Source organism: Streptomyces sp. NBC_01217 (assembly GCF_035994185.1).
Classification (GTDB): Bacteria; Actinomycetota; Actinomycetes; order Streptomycetales; family Streptomycetaceae; genus Streptomyces.
In genome coordinates, this window is record NZ_CP108538.1 from 7255583 (window position 1) to 7272027 (window position 16445).

General features: G+C 69.7%; 17 protein-coding genes. 7 read left to right on the top strand and 10 right to left on the bottom strand.

What is annotated here, in order from left to right:
- Positions 1 to 203: 203 nt before the first annotated feature.
- The 6 genes from OG507_RS32380 (at position 204) to OG507_RS32405 (ending at position 6406) form a co-directional block, all read left to right on the top strand.
- Complete coding sequence (locus tag OG507_RS32380; protein WP_327370647.1) at positions 204 to 2042, top strand: ATP-dependent nuclease; 1839 nt, start codon at positions 204 to 206, stop codon at positions 2040 to 2042.
- The gene (locus OG507_RS32385) at positions 2032 to 3741 is read left to right on the top strand and encodes a UvrD-helicase domain-containing protein (protein WP_327370648.1); all 1710 of its coding nucleotides are present in this window, start codon (positions 2032 to 2034) and stop codon (positions 3739 to 3741) included. The genes OG507_RS32380 and OG507_RS32385 overlap by 11 nt, the downstream gene beginning before the upstream one ends.
- A gap of 511 nt (positions 3742 to 4252) precedes the next feature.
- Positions 4253 to 4606, top strand: a complete 354-nt coding sequence (locus OG507_RS32390; RefSeq protein ID WP_327370649.1) for a DUF317 domain-containing protein — start codon at positions 4253 to 4255, stop codon at positions 4604 to 4606.
- A 101-nt stretch (positions 4607 to 4707) separates the two neighbouring features.
- Complete coding sequence (locus OG507_RS32395) at positions 4708 to 4998, top strand: hypothetical protein (RefSeq protein ID WP_327370650.1); 291 nt, start codon at positions 4708 to 4710, stop codon at positions 4996 to 4998.
- 15 nt (positions 4999 to 5013) lie between these two features.
- Positions 5014 to 5835 carry a DUF317 domain-containing protein gene (locus tag OG507_RS32400; protein ID WP_327370651.1) on the top strand — a complete coding sequence of 274 codons (822 nt, stop codon included), beginning with the start codon at positions 5014 to 5016 and terminating at the stop codon, positions 5833 to 5835.
- 322 nt (positions 5836 to 6157) lie between these two features.
- Positions 6158 to 6406 carry a hypothetical protein gene (locus OG507_RS32405; protein ID WP_327370652.1) on the top strand — a complete coding sequence of 83 codons (249 nt, stop codon included), beginning with the start codon at positions 6158 to 6160 and terminating at the stop codon, positions 6404 to 6406.
- Positions 6407 to 6463: 57 nt separating this feature from the next.
- Here the strand turns inward: OG507_RS32405 and OG507_RS32410 are convergent, their stop codons facing one another.
- From OG507_RS32410 to OG507_RS32455, 10 genes are all read right to left on the bottom strand, one after another.
- On the bottom strand, positions 6464 to 7159 hold the full coding sequence (locus OG507_RS32410; protein WP_327370653.1) for a hypothetical protein: 696 nt from the start codon (positions 7157 to 7159) through the stop codon (positions 6464 to 6466).
- 79 nt (positions 7160 to 7238) lie between these two features.
- Positions 7239 to 7682, bottom strand: coding sequence for a hypothetical protein (locus OG507_RS32415; RefSeq protein ID WP_327370654.1), 444 nt, complete (start codon positions 7680 to 7682; stop codon positions 7239 to 7241).
- Positions 7683 to 8118: 436 nt separating this feature from the next.
- The gene (locus OG507_RS32420; RefSeq protein WP_327370655.1) at positions 8119 to 9858 is read right to left on the bottom strand and encodes a relaxase/mobilization nuclease domain-containing protein; all 1740 of its coding nucleotides are present in this window, start codon (positions 9856 to 9858) and stop codon (positions 8119 to 8121) included.
- Complete coding sequence (locus tag OG507_RS40545) at positions 9855 to 10472, bottom strand: plasmid mobilization protein (protein ID WP_442811053.1); 618 nt, start codon at positions 10470 to 10472, stop codon at positions 9855 to 9857. The genes OG507_RS32420 and OG507_RS40545 overlap by 4 nt, the downstream gene beginning before the upstream one ends.
- On the bottom strand, positions 10469 to 10705 hold the full coding sequence (locus OG507_RS32430) for a hypothetical protein (protein WP_327370657.1): 237 nt from the start codon (positions 10703 to 10705) through the stop codon (positions 10469 to 10471). Before OG507_RS32430 ends, OG507_RS40545 begins: the two co-directional genes overlap by 4 nt.
- Before the next feature lie 87 nt (positions 10706 to 10792).
- A complete protein-coding gene (locus tag OG507_RS32435) occupies positions 10793 to 10984 on the bottom strand; it encodes a hypothetical protein (protein WP_327370658.1) in 192 nt (63 codons plus the stop codon).
- Positions 10981 to 12711: a hypothetical protein gene (locus OG507_RS32440; protein WP_327370659.1), complete on the bottom strand. Its 1731-nt coding sequence runs from the start codon at positions 12709 to 12711 to the stop codon at positions 10981 to 10983. Before OG507_RS32440 ends, OG507_RS32435 begins: the two co-directional genes overlap by 4 nt.
- Entirely contained in the window at positions 12708 to 13349 is a 642-nt protein-coding gene (locus OG507_RS32445; RefSeq protein ID WP_327372176.1) for a WhiB family transcriptional regulator, read from the bottom strand. Before OG507_RS32445 ends, OG507_RS32440 begins: the two co-directional genes overlap by 4 nt.
- A 152-nt stretch (positions 13350 to 13501) precedes the next feature.
- On the bottom strand, positions 13502 to 14218 hold the full coding sequence (locus tag OG507_RS32450; RefSeq protein ID WP_327370660.1) for a zinc finger domain-containing protein: 717 nt from the start codon (positions 14216 to 14218) through the stop codon (positions 13502 to 13504).
- Between the two features lie 7 nt (positions 14219 to 14225).
- Positions 14226 to 15110, bottom strand: coding sequence for a helix-turn-helix domain-containing protein (locus OG507_RS32455; protein WP_327370661.1), 885 nt, complete (start codon positions 15108 to 15110; stop codon positions 14226 to 14228).
- Positions 15111 to 15993: 883 nt separating this feature from the next.
- Between OG507_RS32455 and OG507_RS32460 the strand changes: the two genes are divergently transcribed.
- Positions 15994 to 16434 (top strand): XRE family transcriptional regulator, encoded by a 441-nt coding sequence (locus tag OG507_RS32460; RefSeq protein ID WP_327370662.1) that lies wholly within the window; start codon positions 15994 to 15996, stop codon positions 16432 to 16434.
- Positions 16435 to 16445: the final 11 nt, after the last annotated feature.

Consider the following 16445-nt stretch of genomic DNA (forward strand, 5'->3'; position numbering starts at 1 on the left):
ATAGCGGAGGGACTACCCCGCAGCTTCGTGCACCCGCTGCGTTCTTCGCATATAGAGGCGGTACGAAGATCCCGCTTGTCGTAGAATCGTCTCGGTTTCGTCGGGGGATGCTTCGATCTGTCCTGTGGCGACGGCCTTCGCGCGAGGAAGCGCCAGGGGCGGCAAGTCAGCTGCGCCCTGCTCCCTCGAAGAGAGGGAGCAGCATGCAGGTACAGCTCGTGACCCTGGAGAACTTCCGTGGCGTGAAGGGTGGGACTGTTCTCCTGGATGGCCACTCCTTGTTGGTCGGCTCGAACAGCGTCGGCAAGTCGACTGTTTGTGAGGGGCTGGAGCTCGTACTTGGGCCCGAGCGCATGTTCCGACGGCCCGTGGTCGACGAGTACGACTTCTACGGCGGGTGCTATCAGGAACGGGAGGGCAAGCTGCCCGAAGTGAGGATCGAGGTGGTCCTCACCCGTCTGTCCGACGCCGCTGAGCGCCGGTTCGGCAGCCATCTGCGCCGCTGGTCGGCGCGGACGAGCGACTTCCTCGACACGGTCCCCGACGCGGTCGAAGACGCCGAGACCGGCGAATGGTGCCTGCCGGTGGTCTTCCTCGGCCGCTACGACCCTCAGGAGGACGACTTCATCGGGGGCACGTTCTTCGCGCACCCCGAGAGCGTCCCGGATGTCCTTGACGGGGAGGAGACAGGGCTCGGCGCAGGGCTGAAATCCTTCACCCGGGAGGACAAGCGGCACTGCGGATTCCTCTATCTGCGGCCGAACCGTACCGGCAGCAGAGCACTTACTTTTCAGCGTGGCTCCCTCCTGGACACGATCGTCCGGCTGGAGGCAGAGCTGGCGGGCCCGCTGTGGGAGAAGGCGCTTCGTGATCTGGAGCAAGTCGCAGTCGCCGCGGCCGAATCTGGTTTCGGAAAGATCCGTACCGAGATACGCGACCGTGTCGACCGCTTTGTCAGCCTCGGCGACACTGCCGATCCGGTCGATCTGAAGGCGTCTGAACTCACCCGTGAACACTTGCGTGAGGTATTGCGCCTGTTCATCGCTACCCAGCCCGGGCCGCACGCCGTGCCGTTCAACCGGCTGAGCACCGGATCGCTGAACCTGCTGGTGTTCGCCCTACTCACCTACATCGCCGAACTCAAGGGCGACAAGTCGGTGATCTTCGCGATGGAGGAGCCGGAGATAGCGCTCCCGCCGCACGCGCAGCGCCGTCTCATCGACTTCGTGGTCAAACGCATGGGCCAGGTGATCGTCACCTCTCATTCGCCGTACGTGATCGAAAAGTTCGAGCCCTCCCGCATCGTCATGATCGGCCGCGACTCAGAGGGTGCACTCAGCAGCAACCGTGTCGTCCTGCCCGGTGACTTCAAGCTGAAAAAGTACCGCGACAACCGCCGGCAGTTCGCTGAGGCTGTCCTGGGCCGTGCCGTACTGGTGGTGGAGGGCGCTGCGGAAGCGGCCCTGTTCCCGGCCGTCTCGGACGTGCTGGAAGCGGACCCCGCTGTCACAGGCTACGTCCCTCTGGACCTTGCTGGCGTCACGATCTTCGACGCTCAGAACGACGTCTCTGTGCCCTTGTTCGCCCCCGTCTTTAAGGGACTGGGCAAGCCGGTCTACGGGATCCACGATCAGCCCGACAAGCCGCTCGACGCGAAGGCTGCGGCCAAGACTGCCGACTTCACGCACTACACGGTGCTCAACTACAAAAGCGTCGAGAAGCTGCTGGTCGCCGAAGTGCCGGTTGACGCCCAGCGTCGCTTTCTCGCCACCGTGGCCCAGCGCACGGACTATCCCTCCGGATGTGCACGCCCCGACCCGTCTGCCACGGACCCGGCCGTGAGCGCCCTCACTTATGACGTGCTGTGGGCCCGCAAGGGTGACGGCTATGCCGCGCTGCTCATCGCTGAGTGCCAGGGCCGCAGCCAACTCCCCGCTGCACTGGCCGATCTCCTTCTCCAGATCGACCGCGATCTGGGGACCTCCGCGAGCGGGGGAGAAACCAGCGACACAGCTCACTCGGACGAGACCGATGAAGATTGACCCGGTCCGGCAAGAGATCCTCGATGCTCCCGGCCACCTTCTGATCGTCGGGGGCCCAGGCTGCGGCAAAACCACCATCGCTCTTCTCAAGGCCCAGACGAGGCTGGCCGCCCTCGAACCCGAACAGCGCGTAGCTTTCCTGAGCTTCTCGCGCGCCGCCGTACGCCAGATCACGGACCGGATGTCCGGAGTCCTGGACCGGGCCAGCCGCCAACGCCTGGAAGTACGAACTTTTCACGCCTTCTTCCTCGACGTCGTACGCAGCCACGGACGACTGCTCACCGGCCGGCCTTCTTCGTTCATCGCGCCCGACCGCGAACGGCAGATCCAGGCGGACTTCGACGGCGATTGGAAGAGCGAGCGCCATCGCCTCGCGACTGAGGAGGGCCGCTACGTCTTCGACCTCCTCGCTGGCACAACGGCGACCCTCCTGGAGCGTAGCGCCGCTCTGCGTGCCCTCTACAGCAGCATCTATCCACTGATCATCGTCGACGAGTTTCAGGACACCAACACCGACCAGTGGCGCGTGATCAAGGCTCTCAGTGGCACCTCCACCGTCATCTGCCTCGCCGACCCTGACCAGCGCATCTTCGACCACCTGGACGGCGTTGAAGAGCAGCGCCTCGATGACGCCGTGGCGCACCTCGCCCCCAAGCCCTTCGACTTGTCCAAGGACAACCACCGCAGTCCCGGCGGCGGACTGCTCGACTACGCCAACGCCATCCTGAACAACACCCTCCACCCTCAGCCAGACAACGTCCGCACCTGGACCTATACCCCTGGCTACGGCGTTCCTTGGCAGACCCGTGTCCACAAGGGGGTCGTCGCCGTGCGGGATCACCTCGCCACCCAGCTGGGGCGCACACCGACGATCGCCGTCCTCGCAAGCGTCAACTCCCTGCTGGGTCAGGTGTCCGAGACCCTCGACACCGACACCGACACCGGAGAAATCACACTTCCTGCAGTTGAGCACGCTCTGCAATGGGATCCCGAACTGACCGCAGCGGCTGGCTACGTCGTCGCGTCGATCATGGAGTGGCCAGGGCTACCTCGCGTGGAGGCTGTCGCCCGGACCGTGCAGTCCCTTGCCGACTTTTACCGGGTCAAGCTGACCAGCGGCACGGTCGGCGCACGCGGCAAGATCAAACCCTTGGAGAACGGGCTCGTCGCATTCACGTCTGGCAAGACCATCCGTTCCAAGAGCGTCAAGGCCGTGACCGCTGCCTACGATGCTGGGATCTCCTACATTGGGCAACCGGTCGCCGACTGGCAGACCGCGCGTGACCGCCTCCGCGGCTCCAGCGAACTCGGAGAAGTCCTCAAACACACACGCCTGTTGCGCCTACTCCACGCTACCGATGCGATGGCCTGGGGCCTGTCTGATGCCTGGGACGGCCAGTCCGCCTACAGCGAAGCCGCAGCCACAGTCCGCGCCGTCCTTGCCGCCGAATCCCTCACTGCAGCCCAACAAGCGCCAGAGCCAGTCTCCCTGATGAGCATGCACCGCTCCAAGGGCAAGGAATTCGACGGTGTCGTCATCGTCGAAGGACCCTACACAGGCACCCTGCTCGACCCCAGATGGGACCCTGAACGTCTGCGCGCCCAGAGACGCCTCCTGCGCGTCGCCATAACGCGAGCGCGCTTCGTGGTCCTCTTCGTCCGCCCTCAGGGCAGCCAACGTCTCACGGGAACGCGCTAACCCCGCCTTCGACGTCGCTCTGCGCGATCCAGTTGTCGGAGCAGACACCGACGACTACGGACCGAGCCGTTCGCCCGCCGCACGAGGCAGTGCCGGACATGCCGACGCTCACGCGAACCGTCGCGCCAGTGCGGCCAGAACGACTGGGCCCCACCGACACGGCTGAACCGGAAGCAGGTCCTCGAACCCGGTCTTCGCACATTCCAGCAACGAACACCGCCGACAACGCCCGAGTACACCTCTACACAGGCCCCTCGACGTACAGCGCGGCGCTGTTTGCCCCAGCCGATGCCGCAATACCGCACCCAGCGTCCTCACCCCTCACGACTAGATTCACTGTCAGAGAAGCCGAAGCGGCTGGGTTCGCTGTCAAACGCCTGGATTGGATGACGAAGGACAGCAGTTCGCCGGGGGCAGACAGGGAAGATCGCGGAAAGACTGGCCAACGTGGGCGAAGGCATGTCAAGGTAAACGACCTTGCAAGAAACCCCAGGTCAGAGAGGTGATGCTCGTGACCGTGGCTCCCGTGAGCCCTGGTTTCTCAACGACCGTCGAAGCCTTGCGGCTGCGCGAGTGGCAGCTCGGTCCCGGACAGCCCTCGCTCGTCATGGACCAGTTCTCCGCAGAGGACTTCCACCTGATTGTGGACGACCGCGCGGACGTACACGTCAGCTCGAAGGACGGCCGCTTCTACCTCGGCTGGTTCCCGCTCGGTCGCCCTGGCACCGACGGCGAGGGATGGACGATCGCCGTCACCGGCACAGCCAAGGTGCCCGGCTACCACCTGTCGTTCGACACCGAGACGCCGGCCGACGTCGTCGCCGCCGCCGTAGCGCGCGTGCTGGAGACCTCGCGTCGCGTATGACCGTGCGTGTCCACCGGCAGCTCACACTCGGAGGGCTGGCTTACTGCCGGCCGTCGGCCCGTTCCTTCGCTCCCCGTTTCCCCTCACCCAGGAGGCTGTTCGTGACGTCCCCGGAGATGACCGTCAGTGATCTCATCGATCTGCTGTCCGCCTGCGACCGGAGTGCTCCGGTCCGCCAGGCCATGAACCCGTTCTTTCCGATGGCACACCGCTTGGCGCAGGTCGTGCAGTCGGTGGATGAGACCGGGCGGACCGTCGTCTACCTGGCCGAGGGGCGGGACGAGAGTGCCCAGCTCGGCCATCTGCCCCCCGAGGTCGCCGTCGATCTGACGTGGCAGGGCCCTGTCCAGGCACCCCCGCGCCGTCCCCGCCGCCGTGCCGGCGGCAACTAGACCCGCACCGAGCCCTTGGAGGCGCCCCTGTACCCCGACTTCCCGCTCGACCCTTCCACTCCGCCCGGCGGCCAGCCCGCGTTCTGGGTCGGGCCCCGGCATCTGGCCGGTGATGACGGGCGCCTCTACGACGCCGTCGCCGACACGCTTTCCGGCCTGGGCTGGACGAGCCTGACGATCGTCCGCGGACGGCACGAGCCGGACGAAGCACCGGAGGACCGCCAGGTCCTTCGCAGCACCGTCCTGCACATCAGCCCCGACGCCCTCCGCTGGGCGCAGTGGGGCCTGGCGGACGAGCCGTTCCACCTGGGCGACCTGCCGATCGCCTGGCAGATCTCGGCCCGCACGGACACGAGCAGCCCGCTCGCGTCGTGGTCGTCCTACTTCACCACCGACGTCCCCGGCGAGGCCGTGACCGACTTCCTCGTCGCGCTCGACGCCCGCGACCAACCCGCCGTGTCGCTCGCCGGCCCCGAGCTGGTCCTCGACGCCGTCGCCGCACATGGCTGGCTCCGCGACATCGACCAGCCGCAGGCGGCGGCAACGGACCCCACGTTCACCTCGCACATCAGCCTCGGCGAGGTGCCGCCCCTCATCCAGGACGCCGACCCGCGCGCCCTGACCACCGAGGCCGACGAGGCGGGTCCGGCCGGATGGCAAGCATGGGCCGAGCCCGCGCTCGCCGCACCCTGCCTGTGGGCGGCCTCCTTCGGGGCCAGCGTCCCGCACGACCTCGTGGCAGACTTCGCCGCCTCCCTCAGCTCGACCGCACCGGTCCTGCGCCGGGTGCTCCCCGAGGCCACCCAGGCTCGGCTCCTGCGCGCGCCAGCCATCTAACATCCCGCCCTCAACTCCCGACGCACGCAGCCCGGCTCCTCCCAATTGGAGGGCGCCGGGCTTCTTGCTTCCCGGACCGCAACAGTCGCTGTGCACAACGTGCCCGCTCATCGATGTCCACAAGGGTTTGCCACCCTGTGACGGCATGATGCAGGATGCGGCAATGCACCCCAGCCCCGGCGCCCTTGTTGCCGTCGCTCTCGTCGCCGCCATGACGGTCACGCTGGCGGTTCGTTCACGTCGCAAGCGCACGGCCGCCCTCGCCGCCCAGTAGCAGGCATTCCAGCAGCAGAGGAGTTCCGGGCAAGGGCAACTTCTCCAGGTGACGCGGGTCTACCAGCACGGACGCCGTGGCTCGAGGGCCGTGGTGGCCTGGTGCGACACCGGTCGGCGGCAGGACGCCTGGTTCTGGAACTGGCACGTGCCCGCAGGCGCCTACCTACTGGTCAATGCCTCCAGCGGCTACGGGCCGCACAGCCACAACCCGAACGTGCTCTACGTACAGCCCGGCCAGGTCCGAGCCTGGGTCCCCGGCCAGGCTGCTCGCGCCGCTCAGCGCGTCGGCCAGTAACGCACTGCTGCCCCCGACCCACGGTGGTCGGAGGCAGCAGCATGGCGGATGGGCAGGTCAGCTCGTTGCCGTGGCCTTGGTGAGGGCCTTGTCGAGGTGACGGTCGACGAGGGCCGGGGAGCCGGAGACGATCAGCAGCAGGCTTCCGTCGCGGATCGCGGTCTGCTTGACCACGGTGCTCCGTCCCCCGGTGGAGAACGTCAGAAGTTGGCTCCACTGCTCGTCGCCGAGACCCTGGGGCGGGGTCAGCCTCTGTGAGGCCATGTCGATGGGGGTGCCGCCCGCGACGACCTGATAGCTCGGGCACCCGGTCATCGCGTCGAAGATCCGGCCGATGTCGTGGGACAGCTTGTTCGCGCTGTCGCTGTACAGCTCCTCGGAGACCTCTGAGGAGCTGCCGCCGTAGGTGAAGGTGGCCTTCGCCTTGCGGGGGAAGGTGAGCGTGCCGCCGGTCGCTGCGTCGCCGCCCAGCTCGCTCAGGGCGGGGCAGCCGATGACGGTGACGTCGTCGTGCTGTGCGGGGCGCTCCGGCTTGCGCAGGTAGCCGCTGCCGAGGTCGCTCTCGTTGAGCAGGCGCGTCTCCAGCGCGGCCGACGAGAGCACGGCGGCCTTCTGGACGGTGTCGGCCGGCTTCCCGGTCCGGGCGGAGTGGGCGGTGTCGGGCTTGGTGCCGGTGGTGTCGGTGGAGCAGGCGGGCACGGCGAGGAGAGCGGCGGTGATGCCGAGGGCGGTGGTGGCGACGCGAACGCGCATGGCGGAACTGACCCCTTGGTGCTAGGCGACGGGTGGTCAGTGCGGGCCCGCGGGCCCGGTGGGGTCGTAGGGGTGGTGGTCAGTGCCCGAGGTGGCGCAGGCAGTCCTCGAACGTGGCGTGTGTGGCGTCCGCAGGCCCGCTGTTGCGGTTGTACCAGGCGGTGTCGAGTCGGGTTTCCTGCTGCTGGTGTCCGGCCCGGCAGCGCAGCCAGATCTGGTCGCGGGTGGAGAGGATGAGCCAGTCCCGGTACGCGCCGCACTCGGGGCAGGCGGCCATCTCGCCGTCGAGGACGAGCGGCTGTTTCCACGGCATCATCTTGCCGTCGAGTTGGTCGTGGCTCGGCACGCGCAGCTCCGGCGGAAGGAAGTCGTCCACCATGGCGGTCGGCTCGGTGTGCTCCGGCTCGGCCGGCGGCACCCCGAAGCCCGGCGGGACCTGGTTCTGCAGCCGCGCCGACAGCTCGGCGAACTGGCGCTGCGCCTCGCTCGGTCCCTTGGCCCTGCGGCGTATTCGGTGAAACACCCTGGCGTCCTCCCTTGCCTCGTCCTACTCGCTTCATGATCGTGCCCTACGCCCCTGGCGGTTTCAATTCACAAAGTCCACAGTCACCTTCGGGCAGGTCAGCAAGGGTCTCTTCGCCTTTTGCGGCCGGAGATGACGAGTTGGCCACGGCGCGTGTCTCCGCGCGGCGGAGCGACGTTCGCCCGGTGTGCCCGAACACACTTCGTCGTCCGCTACTGCCCAACTTCACGATGGCTACTGGCTCGACTCGCCGCATCTGCGCCATTCCCCTTCCTCCTGCGTGTGTGCCCGTGCCCGCGACCCACAACGAGGGGGGCCTGCTCGCCGCCGAGGTCCGGTGTGGCGGACGACCATGCTGTGGGTCGCAAGCGTGGTGGTGGCGCTGTCCCTGCTCTCGGTGGTGCGCTGAGGCTGCACGCCAGTTGCTCGGAGGGGCTCACCGGGACGTGCCCGGTGTCTCCTCCCCGCTGCGGCGTCTGCCGGGTACGGAGGGCCGGGTCGCCGCCCTGCGCGTTGCGGGCCGACCACCTGCCGTGCCGTTCTCGGACAGGGCCGAGACGTCGGCGGGCAGGTCAGCCGTCCGCCGTAGCCGCCACACGAGCACATCGCTGATCGAGCCCGCGGTGTCGAGTTCGCGACGCTCTACGGCGTCGGACAGGAGCGCGGCCGGGTCGTGGCCGGCGGCTTCGGCTTCCGCGATGGTCGCGGCCAGGGCGTACCAGCCGAGCTCGGCGAGGATCTGCTCGGCCAGCCTCGGCAGCGCTTCGCGCAGCAGCACGGTCTGCCGCTGGAGCACCGGCCGGCTCAGACGTCGGCCGCGCTGGCAGAGCACGCCGAGCGGCTGGGCGGCGGCGGGCTGGTAGGCGGTGCGCAAGTGCTCGGCGGCCTGGGCGGCGGCTTCGGCCTGCTGGGCGTGGCCCTTTCTCGCGTGCCAGTGCGCGGCAGCGGTGATCAGGAAGAACAGCATGTCGATTGCCATCGCGGTGGTGGCGCCGTCCTCGCCCCGGCCGAGGGCGGGCCCTCCGTGGATGAGGTCGCGTGCTGCCTGTCGCAGGGCTCGGTCGTGTCCGCGTACGGCGCGTACGTGGGAGCGTGAGGCGCGCTCGAACGCTGTTGCGGCGTCGCGCAGTTCGCGGCGTGTGTGGGCGGCGGAGGTCTTTGCGAGCGCGTCCAGGACCTCGCCGGCCGCTGCGATGTGTGCGGCGGCGACCGCGTCGTCGCCGTGCTCGACGACGAGCACGGCCTGCCACGCGGCCGATGCCGTCCTGCGGCGGGCGGCGGCCGGAGTGCCCGGCCCCGTGCGGACTGCTTCTTCCTGCCGGGGAGTCGGATCGGTCCCGGTGTCGCCGGACCAGCGCTCCCGGATGCGGGGCAGCGAGAGGTCGGGGGCGAGGCGCGCGCCGGGGTAGAACACCGGCTCGCCGTCCTTGTTCAGGTCGTCGGGCAGGGCGACCTTGTATCCGAGGAGGTCGCCGGAGGGCGCGGCGCGCTTGCGGATCAGTAGGCCGGCGGCGGCGAGCCGGTCGAAGAACTCCTCGTCACTCCTCGCGCCGGTCACCGCGCGCCGTACGGTTTCGCGCAGTTCCTCGCGGGCGGTGCGCTCGCGGCCCTGGCGTTCGGCCTTGTGGCGTTCGGCGCTGGTGGGCCGCTGTGCGGCGGTGCCGTCGCCGGGGGCGACCTGTCGGAGCCCGAGTTCCTTCTCGATGAGACGGGCTTCGGCCTGCGCCCGTTTACCGGATCGGTGGTGGTCGGGGCGTCGGCCGTCTTCGCGCACGAGGGTGGCCACGATGTGGATGTGGTCGTCGGCATGTCGCACGGCGGCCCAGCGGCAGCCCGCGCCGTCGCGCGGGTCGATCCCTGTGGCGGCGACGATGCGGCGGGCAATGTCCGCCCACTGTTCGTCGGTCAGGATCGGGTCGTCGGGCGCGGCACGCACCGAGCAGTGCCACACGTGCTTGTCGGGGCGCTGGTCCGCGGCGAGGAGATGGAGGGGCTGGTCGAGCAGCTGCCCGAGATCCTTCTTGGTAGCTGTCGTATCGCGTCCGGGGTCGGGCGACATGCCGTCGAAGGAGGCGACGAGATGCGGGTCGACGTGTTCCTCGTGGGTTCCCTTGCCGTAGAGGTAGTACAGCAGGCCCAGGGTGTGGCTGCCCTGCTTGTGGATCTGTGGAATCAAGGCGCCTCGTCTGCCTGCCGGTTGGCTACCTTGTCGACAGCCATCCTCACCGCGTCGGCCGCCCGGTGAACGTCGGCCATCACTTGGGTCAGCTGGGGAACGTCACCGCCGGAGTTGAGGATCTTGGCTACTTGATTGAGGTTGCTGCCGGCCCAGCCGAGCTGCCGCCTCATCGCGAACAGTTCGGTGAGCACGTCGCGTTCGGTGGCGATGGCGACGGCCGTACGGGACTGGTCACGGGCCATGGCTAGCCCGGCGTAGGCGAGGAACCCTGCCACGCTCATACCGGCGGTGTCTGCTCCGGCCTGGATGAGAGCGTGTTCGGACGGGTTGAGGCGGACACTGTGCGCGCGTCGCTGCTTCTTGTCGCGCGGACGCGCTCGCCCCCTGGCCCGCCCCTTGTGGGCGGCTTTTGGCTGCGATCCGCCCTCGGTCGCAGCCTTCCCGTCTGGCGCCCCCTGGTGCCAGTCGGGCCCCGCCACCCCAGGGGCGGGCACTGGTTCGGACGCTGCCCCATCGGGGGAGTGTCCGAACCTCCATCTTGCTCGCCCCGAGACCGAGTTGGAGTCGGGATCTGGTTCCGGGGTGTTGCCGTTCCGGGTGGGGTTCGTCATCGGGATTCGGACCTCGTGGAGCGGGTGTGGTGCTGGATGGTCGCGGCGAGCGCGAGGACGTCGGCCGGTCCCGTGAGGACGCGGACTGGCCCGTCGGGGTGGCCCTGGGCGAGCCACTGGCCGGTCGGCGTGAGGACGGCGGCGTGCAGGAGTCGCCGGCGGACCAGGACGTCCGCCCAGGCGCCGCCCTCGGCGGTGGTGGGCTCGGATGAACGAGGGGGACGCGGAATCACGGCGTACCTCCTTAAGCGGGGCGGTGCCCCGGCACGGAGCCGGGCCACCCTTTGCGGATAGGGGCGTTGAGCTGGGGGTTTTTCGGGTCAACCGCACTCGGGGCAGCGCCCGACGTGGCTGTTGAGCGCCCGGGCCATCCGCTGCTTCGTCGAGACAGCCTGCTTTGCGCTGGACTTCGCCGCCGGCCTGCCCTCGTGCCGCTTGGAGTGGGCGAGCATGAAGCCGATCTCCCGCTCGTACTCCGCGCGGAAAGTGTCGAACTGGTGGCAGGTCTTCATCGGGCGGTGCTCCTTGTCTTCGTGGTGTCGTCGCTCCGCAGCTCCTGGAGGACGAGGCTCAGCCGGTCGTTCCGGCCGCCCCTCAGGCCCTCGCGGCGGAGGATCTCCCGCAGCTGGACTCGGGTGACGGACTCGTTGCCGTCCCGTGCGAGCAGGGCGGGGACGTGGGGGCGGACCTGCTGGACGAGCTGGTCCACCGACTGCTCCGGCTCGCGTGGCGGGCGCTGTGTCTGCGGGGTGCGGGACCGGCTGCGCTTCCCCTTGTTCTTCGTCCTGGTCTTCGTGGTCGTCTTCCGCTGGAGAGGGACCTTGTGTCCCCGGTCCCCGGTGGGCTCGGTCCCCGTGTCGGTGTCGGTCGGTCCCCGGTCCCGGGTGGGCTGGGTCCCCGACTCCGCGGCGGTCGGTCCCCGGTTCCCGGTGGGCTGGGTCCCCGACTCCGCGGCGGTCGGTCCCCGGTTCCCGGTGGGCTGGGTCCCCGACTCCGCGGCGGTCGGTCCCCGGTTCCCGGTGGGCTGGGTCCCCGACTCCGCGGCGGTCGGTCCCCGATGCGAATCAGGGCCCTGAGCAGGTACTTCTCGCGTAGGGCGGTCGGTCCCCGCGCCTGCGGCGTCCCTCTCCGCGGCTTCCGGAGTGGCGGGACCGGTCCCCGGGACCGCGTCTGCTTCTGGGGCCTCGGTCCCCACGCTGGTCCCCGCGTCGCCGCCTTCGGTCCCCGCGCCTGCCGACGCCTTCAAGTCCGCAATTTCGGGGACCGGTCCCCTCGGGTCGCTCGGTCCCCGGTCCGCGCCCGACTCGTCGGGACCGTGGGGACCGGCTACGGGGACCGGCGCTTTCGAGGTCGACTGCGAGGGGACCGTGGCTGCCGTTGCGGTGCTGCGCGCCGGGGACCAGGGAGAGGGCAGCGGGACCGTGGCGAGCGCGAGGGCGTGCCGACGGGCGGCGAGCTGGTCGAGCAGCTGCGCGCGCTGGAGGGGGTCGGTGCCGACCGAGGCCCTGCCGACAGCCTTCGACAGGCGCCGCGTGAGCCGCCGGCCGCGCCAGCTCCGCTGCTGCTCGGGTGTGCGCTCGGCGAGACGGGCGGCCAGGGCGACCGCGCGGCTGGTGGCCCGGTCGCGGGTGATCTGCGCGGCGTCGCGGTCTCGGGCGGCGATGCCGAGGCGGGACAGGAGCCGCTCGCGGGCCTCCCGCCCCAGGACGGCGATCAGCCCGTGAGAGGCGGCACCCGGGGTCCGCAGGCGCAGCTCGATCCCCATCGCGAGGTGCCACAGCATCGCCGCCATGACCGGCCCGACGAAGGCCCGGACCGTGCCGCCGATAGGACCGCTCTCGGCATAGGCGGGGATCACCTGCACTCCGGTGATCACCCAGACCAGCATGCCCGGCAGACCAGGAGCACCCTGGGTGGCCAGGTTCTGCCGTGCCATCAGCGCGGTCGCGAAGAGCGCCAGTTCGGCCGCGGCGAACATCCCGGCCCGCTCGGCGGTGCCGGCCATGTCGAGATAGTCGGCGGCGAAGCGCCAGCTCGTGTCCGCGGAGTAGCAGGTGCAGCCGAGCGCGGCAAGGGCTGCGACCTTGACCGCCGGACCGCCGAGACGTTTCTGCGGGCGGGTTCCGCGGCGCCGGACCGTCCAGGCGGTCAGCACCAGCACGAGGGCGGCGGGCACGCCGGCGGCGAGGAGGAGAGGGAGGTCCGGAGAGGCGCTGAGGGCCAGGACGGGGTGGGTCATGCGGCCTTTCCGAGAGGGGCGTGCGCCGAAGTCGACGCTGCCGGACGGACTACCGGCTGCTGAGTGCCGGGTGCGGCGGGCGCGGGGCTGCCTGCTGCCGGAGTGGTCTTCTTCCGCTTCTTCTTGGGCCGTGGCACGCCGTAGTTGCGGTCGCGGTCGAGCACCTTGTTGGCGGCCTGCCGGAGCAGGTCACGGGCGTGCTTGTGGCTGATCTGCAGGGCGACGGCAAGCCGGTCGGGCCGCCAGCCCCGTACGTAGGCGTGGTCGATGACGACCTGCCGCTCGGCCTCGGTCAGGTGCACGTCGCGTCCCCGGAAGAAGGCCGTCACGCGTCGGTAGTCGAGGCGCTGGGGCAGTCCGTCGTGCCAGGGACGCCGCTCGGCTTCGGTGAGGCCGCCCCAGATGCCCTCCTTGAGGACGTTCTCCAGGGCGAAGTCGAGGCAGGCGCGGCGTACCGGGCACCAGCCGCACAGCTCCTTCGCCTCAGCGATGGCTTCGTGGTCCCGGGGGAGCGGGAAGAAGACGGCGTCGGCGTCCTCGACGTCCATGCCATGGCACGCACCGCGGCTGTGCCAACTGGTGTCTCCGATGCCGCGCAGGCCGGTGGCCGGCGCGTCGTGGGTGGTGATGTGGCGCAAGGGGGTCTCCGATGTGCTGCCGTGTCTGCCGGCTGGGGCGGTCATGGGCGAGCGCGGCGTCGGGTGCCGACTGCGGCGCGAGGGCGTGCGCCGCAGGACGGTGATGTTCGGTGGCGGTGCACCGGACGGGATGCACGCGTCGGATGCGCCGGTCAGGCCATGGCGGGCTGCTGGACCTGCTCCGTCGGCTGGGCCCGCTGGGCGGCGGCGAGGTCTAGGCGGCCGGGATGCGGGGTGGCGCGCGGGGCAGTTCCGCGCGCTCCGCCGTCGGGACCGATCCGGCGGCGACGACACGGCTCGCCTGGCTGGGCCAGGCACCACTCGCACCGGACGCTCAGGGCGTCGGGCAGCCCCTGCGCGACGGCGGCCTCGCGTGCGGCTCGCGCGGGCCGGTAGGGCGCGAGGGCTGCACGGGCGGCGGGCGGTATGCAGGAGCCGATCTCCCGCAGCCTCGCCTCCAGCTTCGGGTCGATCCCGTCGCGACCGCTGGGGATTGCCCGGGCCTGCACGGGCTGCGCGGCGCCGGAGGCGACGGCGCGGCGGGTGCCGACCAACTCGGCAGTCCAGGCGGCCTGGTCGTCCGGGTCGACGGACGGCGTGGGATCGGAGTGCCGGGCCAGGCGGTCGCGCCGGTAGCTCTCCCAGGGACGGGCCACGTCCGCGGGCAGGATCTGGTACGGCGAGGTGCGGATGTGCTGGCGGGCGGCGACGCGGGCGTCCCAGCCGTGCGGGGTGGCCATCGGCACGTCGCCGAGCAACTCGTGCCACTGGGCGAGCTGGTCGCGGGCCTCGCCCTGGTCGGTGCGGATGGTGCGGGGGTCGAGTCGGCCGATGTAGGCCAGAAGGGCGGCGATTTCGCGGCGGTCCACGGTGTGGCTACTCCGTTCCGGTCGGCTCGTCGAGGGCGGCGAGGAGGGCGGCGGTGTGGGCCTCGGCCCGTGTCATGCCGCTCGGCGCGGCGGGGCGCTTGCCGGGCACGGCGTAGAGGTTCGGGCGCCCTGGGGCGTGCTCTCGGGCGACCCAGGAGCGCCAGTCGGCAGCCCAGGCATCCGCCGGCCGCGGCTTGAAGTCGGCGCGGTGGGCACGCCACTTCGCATCGGCGGCCTGCAGGCCCTGCTCGCCGAGGCGGTCGAGGTGTCCTTGCTGGCGGGCCCAGGTGCGGGTGGCGGGGTCGACCTGCCACTCGGCAGCCGAGGTGACGGCAGCACCACTGCTGTACCTACGGTTCAAATCCGGTTCACTACGGTTCTGTGTGCCGGTTTCCGGTACATCGCTGTGCCGGTTTCCGGTACGTCGAGGTGCCGGTTTCCGTCGGGACCTGCCGGTTTCCGGTACTGCCGGTTTCCGGACCCTCGTGGGGGATTCCGGCACCTCACGCGGGCGGATTCCGCACCGTCGCAGGGCCGAGATCCGCAACGTCGGGGCGGCCTCGGGCGCCTCCTCCGACACCTGGTCGGCGCCCTCGTCCTCCTCAGCGGTCTCCGCCACGGCCTTGGCGGCGAGGGGGAGGCGGTAGACGGTGCTGCGTTGCGGGCCGGTGAGGTCGTCGAGCTGCTCCAGCTCACCGGCGTGGACCAGGCGGTCGATGGCTTCGCGCACTGTGGAGACGGAAGCGCGCGTGCGCTTGGCCAGGCTGGACAGCGAGGCCCAGGAGACGCACTGCTCGTCGGCCACCCGGTCGGCGATCGACAGCAGGACCAGGCGCGCGGTTCCTCGGCTGGAGCTGTGCTCCCACACCCACTCGCGGGCGTCGCTGCTCATCGGCCGCTCCCGTTGACGGGGCGGGGCCGGCGGCCCGCTGAGACTGGGGTGGTGTGCTCGGGCCCGGGACGGGAAGGCGACGGGCCGGAGGTGGCTGCCGCGCAGGCCAGACGGAAGGGCCTTTTGCGCAGGGCAGGAGGCATGCAAGAATCCCCTTTGCAGTGTTGCCATGCTGATGCGCCCCTCGGAAGGACTCAGCGTGGTGATGGTGGGCAATCTCCGCCCTTGCCGGGGCGGGTATGCCGCTTAGCGTTCGGCGTCCGGGAGTTCGCTCTCGGGCGCCGTCGCTGTTATTCGGGACCTAATCGGTCCGGTCCGTGCTTGCTGGCTCCTCACGTCCGTCAGTCGCGGGCGGGCTGCCCGGGGACGACGAACATACGCACGGACCCGTGTCAAGATCCAGACTTGGTTCTTAAACTCTGTACTGGTTGCAGAGAGTCACCGCACGATCTGCCGCCGGAGCCGTCTGTGGGGCTCGGCGCGGGCCGCCCTCTGGCGTCGAGGAGCACCGTTGCCGCGGTTGCCCCAAACGTCGATAGCGTGCCATTGTGTCCGAATTGGAGCGGGTGTCTGGTATTTCCTGCGACGGAAATGCGATGCGGATGAGGTGTTTCCACTGTCGCCTCCCGCGCTTTCCGGTCGAAGATCAAAGCCTTGTGCGCCAGACGTGACGTATGTCGCTGAGTGAGTGTGGCTTGCGCCACGTCGCCCGGCATACTCCTGCCGGTAGAAACGGGCAGGCCGACCTGAAACGGGCGGTGCGCGCCACACGGAAACGTGCCGGTGAGGAAGAACTTTCCATACGCGGGATCGGCCCGTCAACTGGTGTTTATCGCGGGGTAGGGTGGTTGAAGTGCCCACGAAGCCCGCCCGGGAAAGGATCATGGAAGAGCCGACCGAAGGTCAGGTGAACCCCAAGGGGCTCATGGACCGCCTAAACCGCCTGTTCGACACGGTGCACCCGCCCGATCGCGGCCCCTTCAGCAACGCTGAAGTGGCCGAACTGATGGAGAAGCGGGGGCTGGGCAAGCTGTCGGCCCAGTACCTGTGGCTCCTGCGGACGGGGCAGCGCGATAACCCGACGAAGCGTCATCTCGAAGCGCTCGCAGGGTTTTTCGGGGTGGATCCCGCCTATTGGTTCGACGATGCCGTCGCTGAAAAGACCGTGCAGGAGCTTGAGTTGCTCGCACTGCTTCGCGACGCGAAGATCAAGAACGTTCTTCTTCGCCTATCCGACGTCTCCGCAGACGGAAAAGACGCCGTCCTGGGGATCGTCGAGAGTGTACGAAAATCCGAGGGGTTGCCGCCCTCAACTGGCGCGTAAAACGGCCTTAG

Excerpts from the sequence above, each read along its gene's own strand:
- OG507_RS32460 (WP_327370662.1), top strand. The coding sequence starts at position 15,994 with ATGGAAGAGCCGACCGAAGGTCAGGTGAACCCCAAGGGGCTCATGGAC.
- OG507_RS32435 (WP_327370658.1), bottom strand. The coding sequence starts at position 10,984 with ATGAAGACCTGCCACCAGTTCGACACTTTCCGCGCGGAGTACGAGCGG.
- OG507_RS32380 (WP_327370647.1), top strand. The coding sequence starts at position 204 with ATGCAGGTACAGCTCGTGACCCTGGAGAACTTCCGTGGCGTGAAGGGT.
- OG507_RS32440 (WP_327370659.1), bottom strand. The coding sequence starts at position 12,711 with ATGACCCACCCCGTCCTGGCCCTCAGCGCCTCTCCGGACCTCCCTCTC.
- OG507_RS40545 (WP_442811053.1), bottom strand. The coding sequence starts at position 10,472 with ATGACGAACCCCACCCGGAACGGCAACACCCCGGAACCAGATCCCGAC.
- OG507_RS32385 (WP_327370648.1), top strand. The coding sequence starts at position 2,032 with ATGAAGATTGACCCGGTCCGGCAAGAGATCCTCGATGCTCCCGGCCAC.
- OG507_RS32455 (WP_327370661.1), bottom strand. The coding sequence starts at position 15,110 with ATGAGCAGCGACGCCCGCGAGTGGGTGTGGGAGCACAGCTCCAGCCGA.
- OG507_RS32410 (WP_327370653.1), bottom strand. The coding sequence starts at position 7,159 with ATGCGCGTTCGCGTCGCCACCACCGCCCTCGGCATCACCGCCGCTCTC.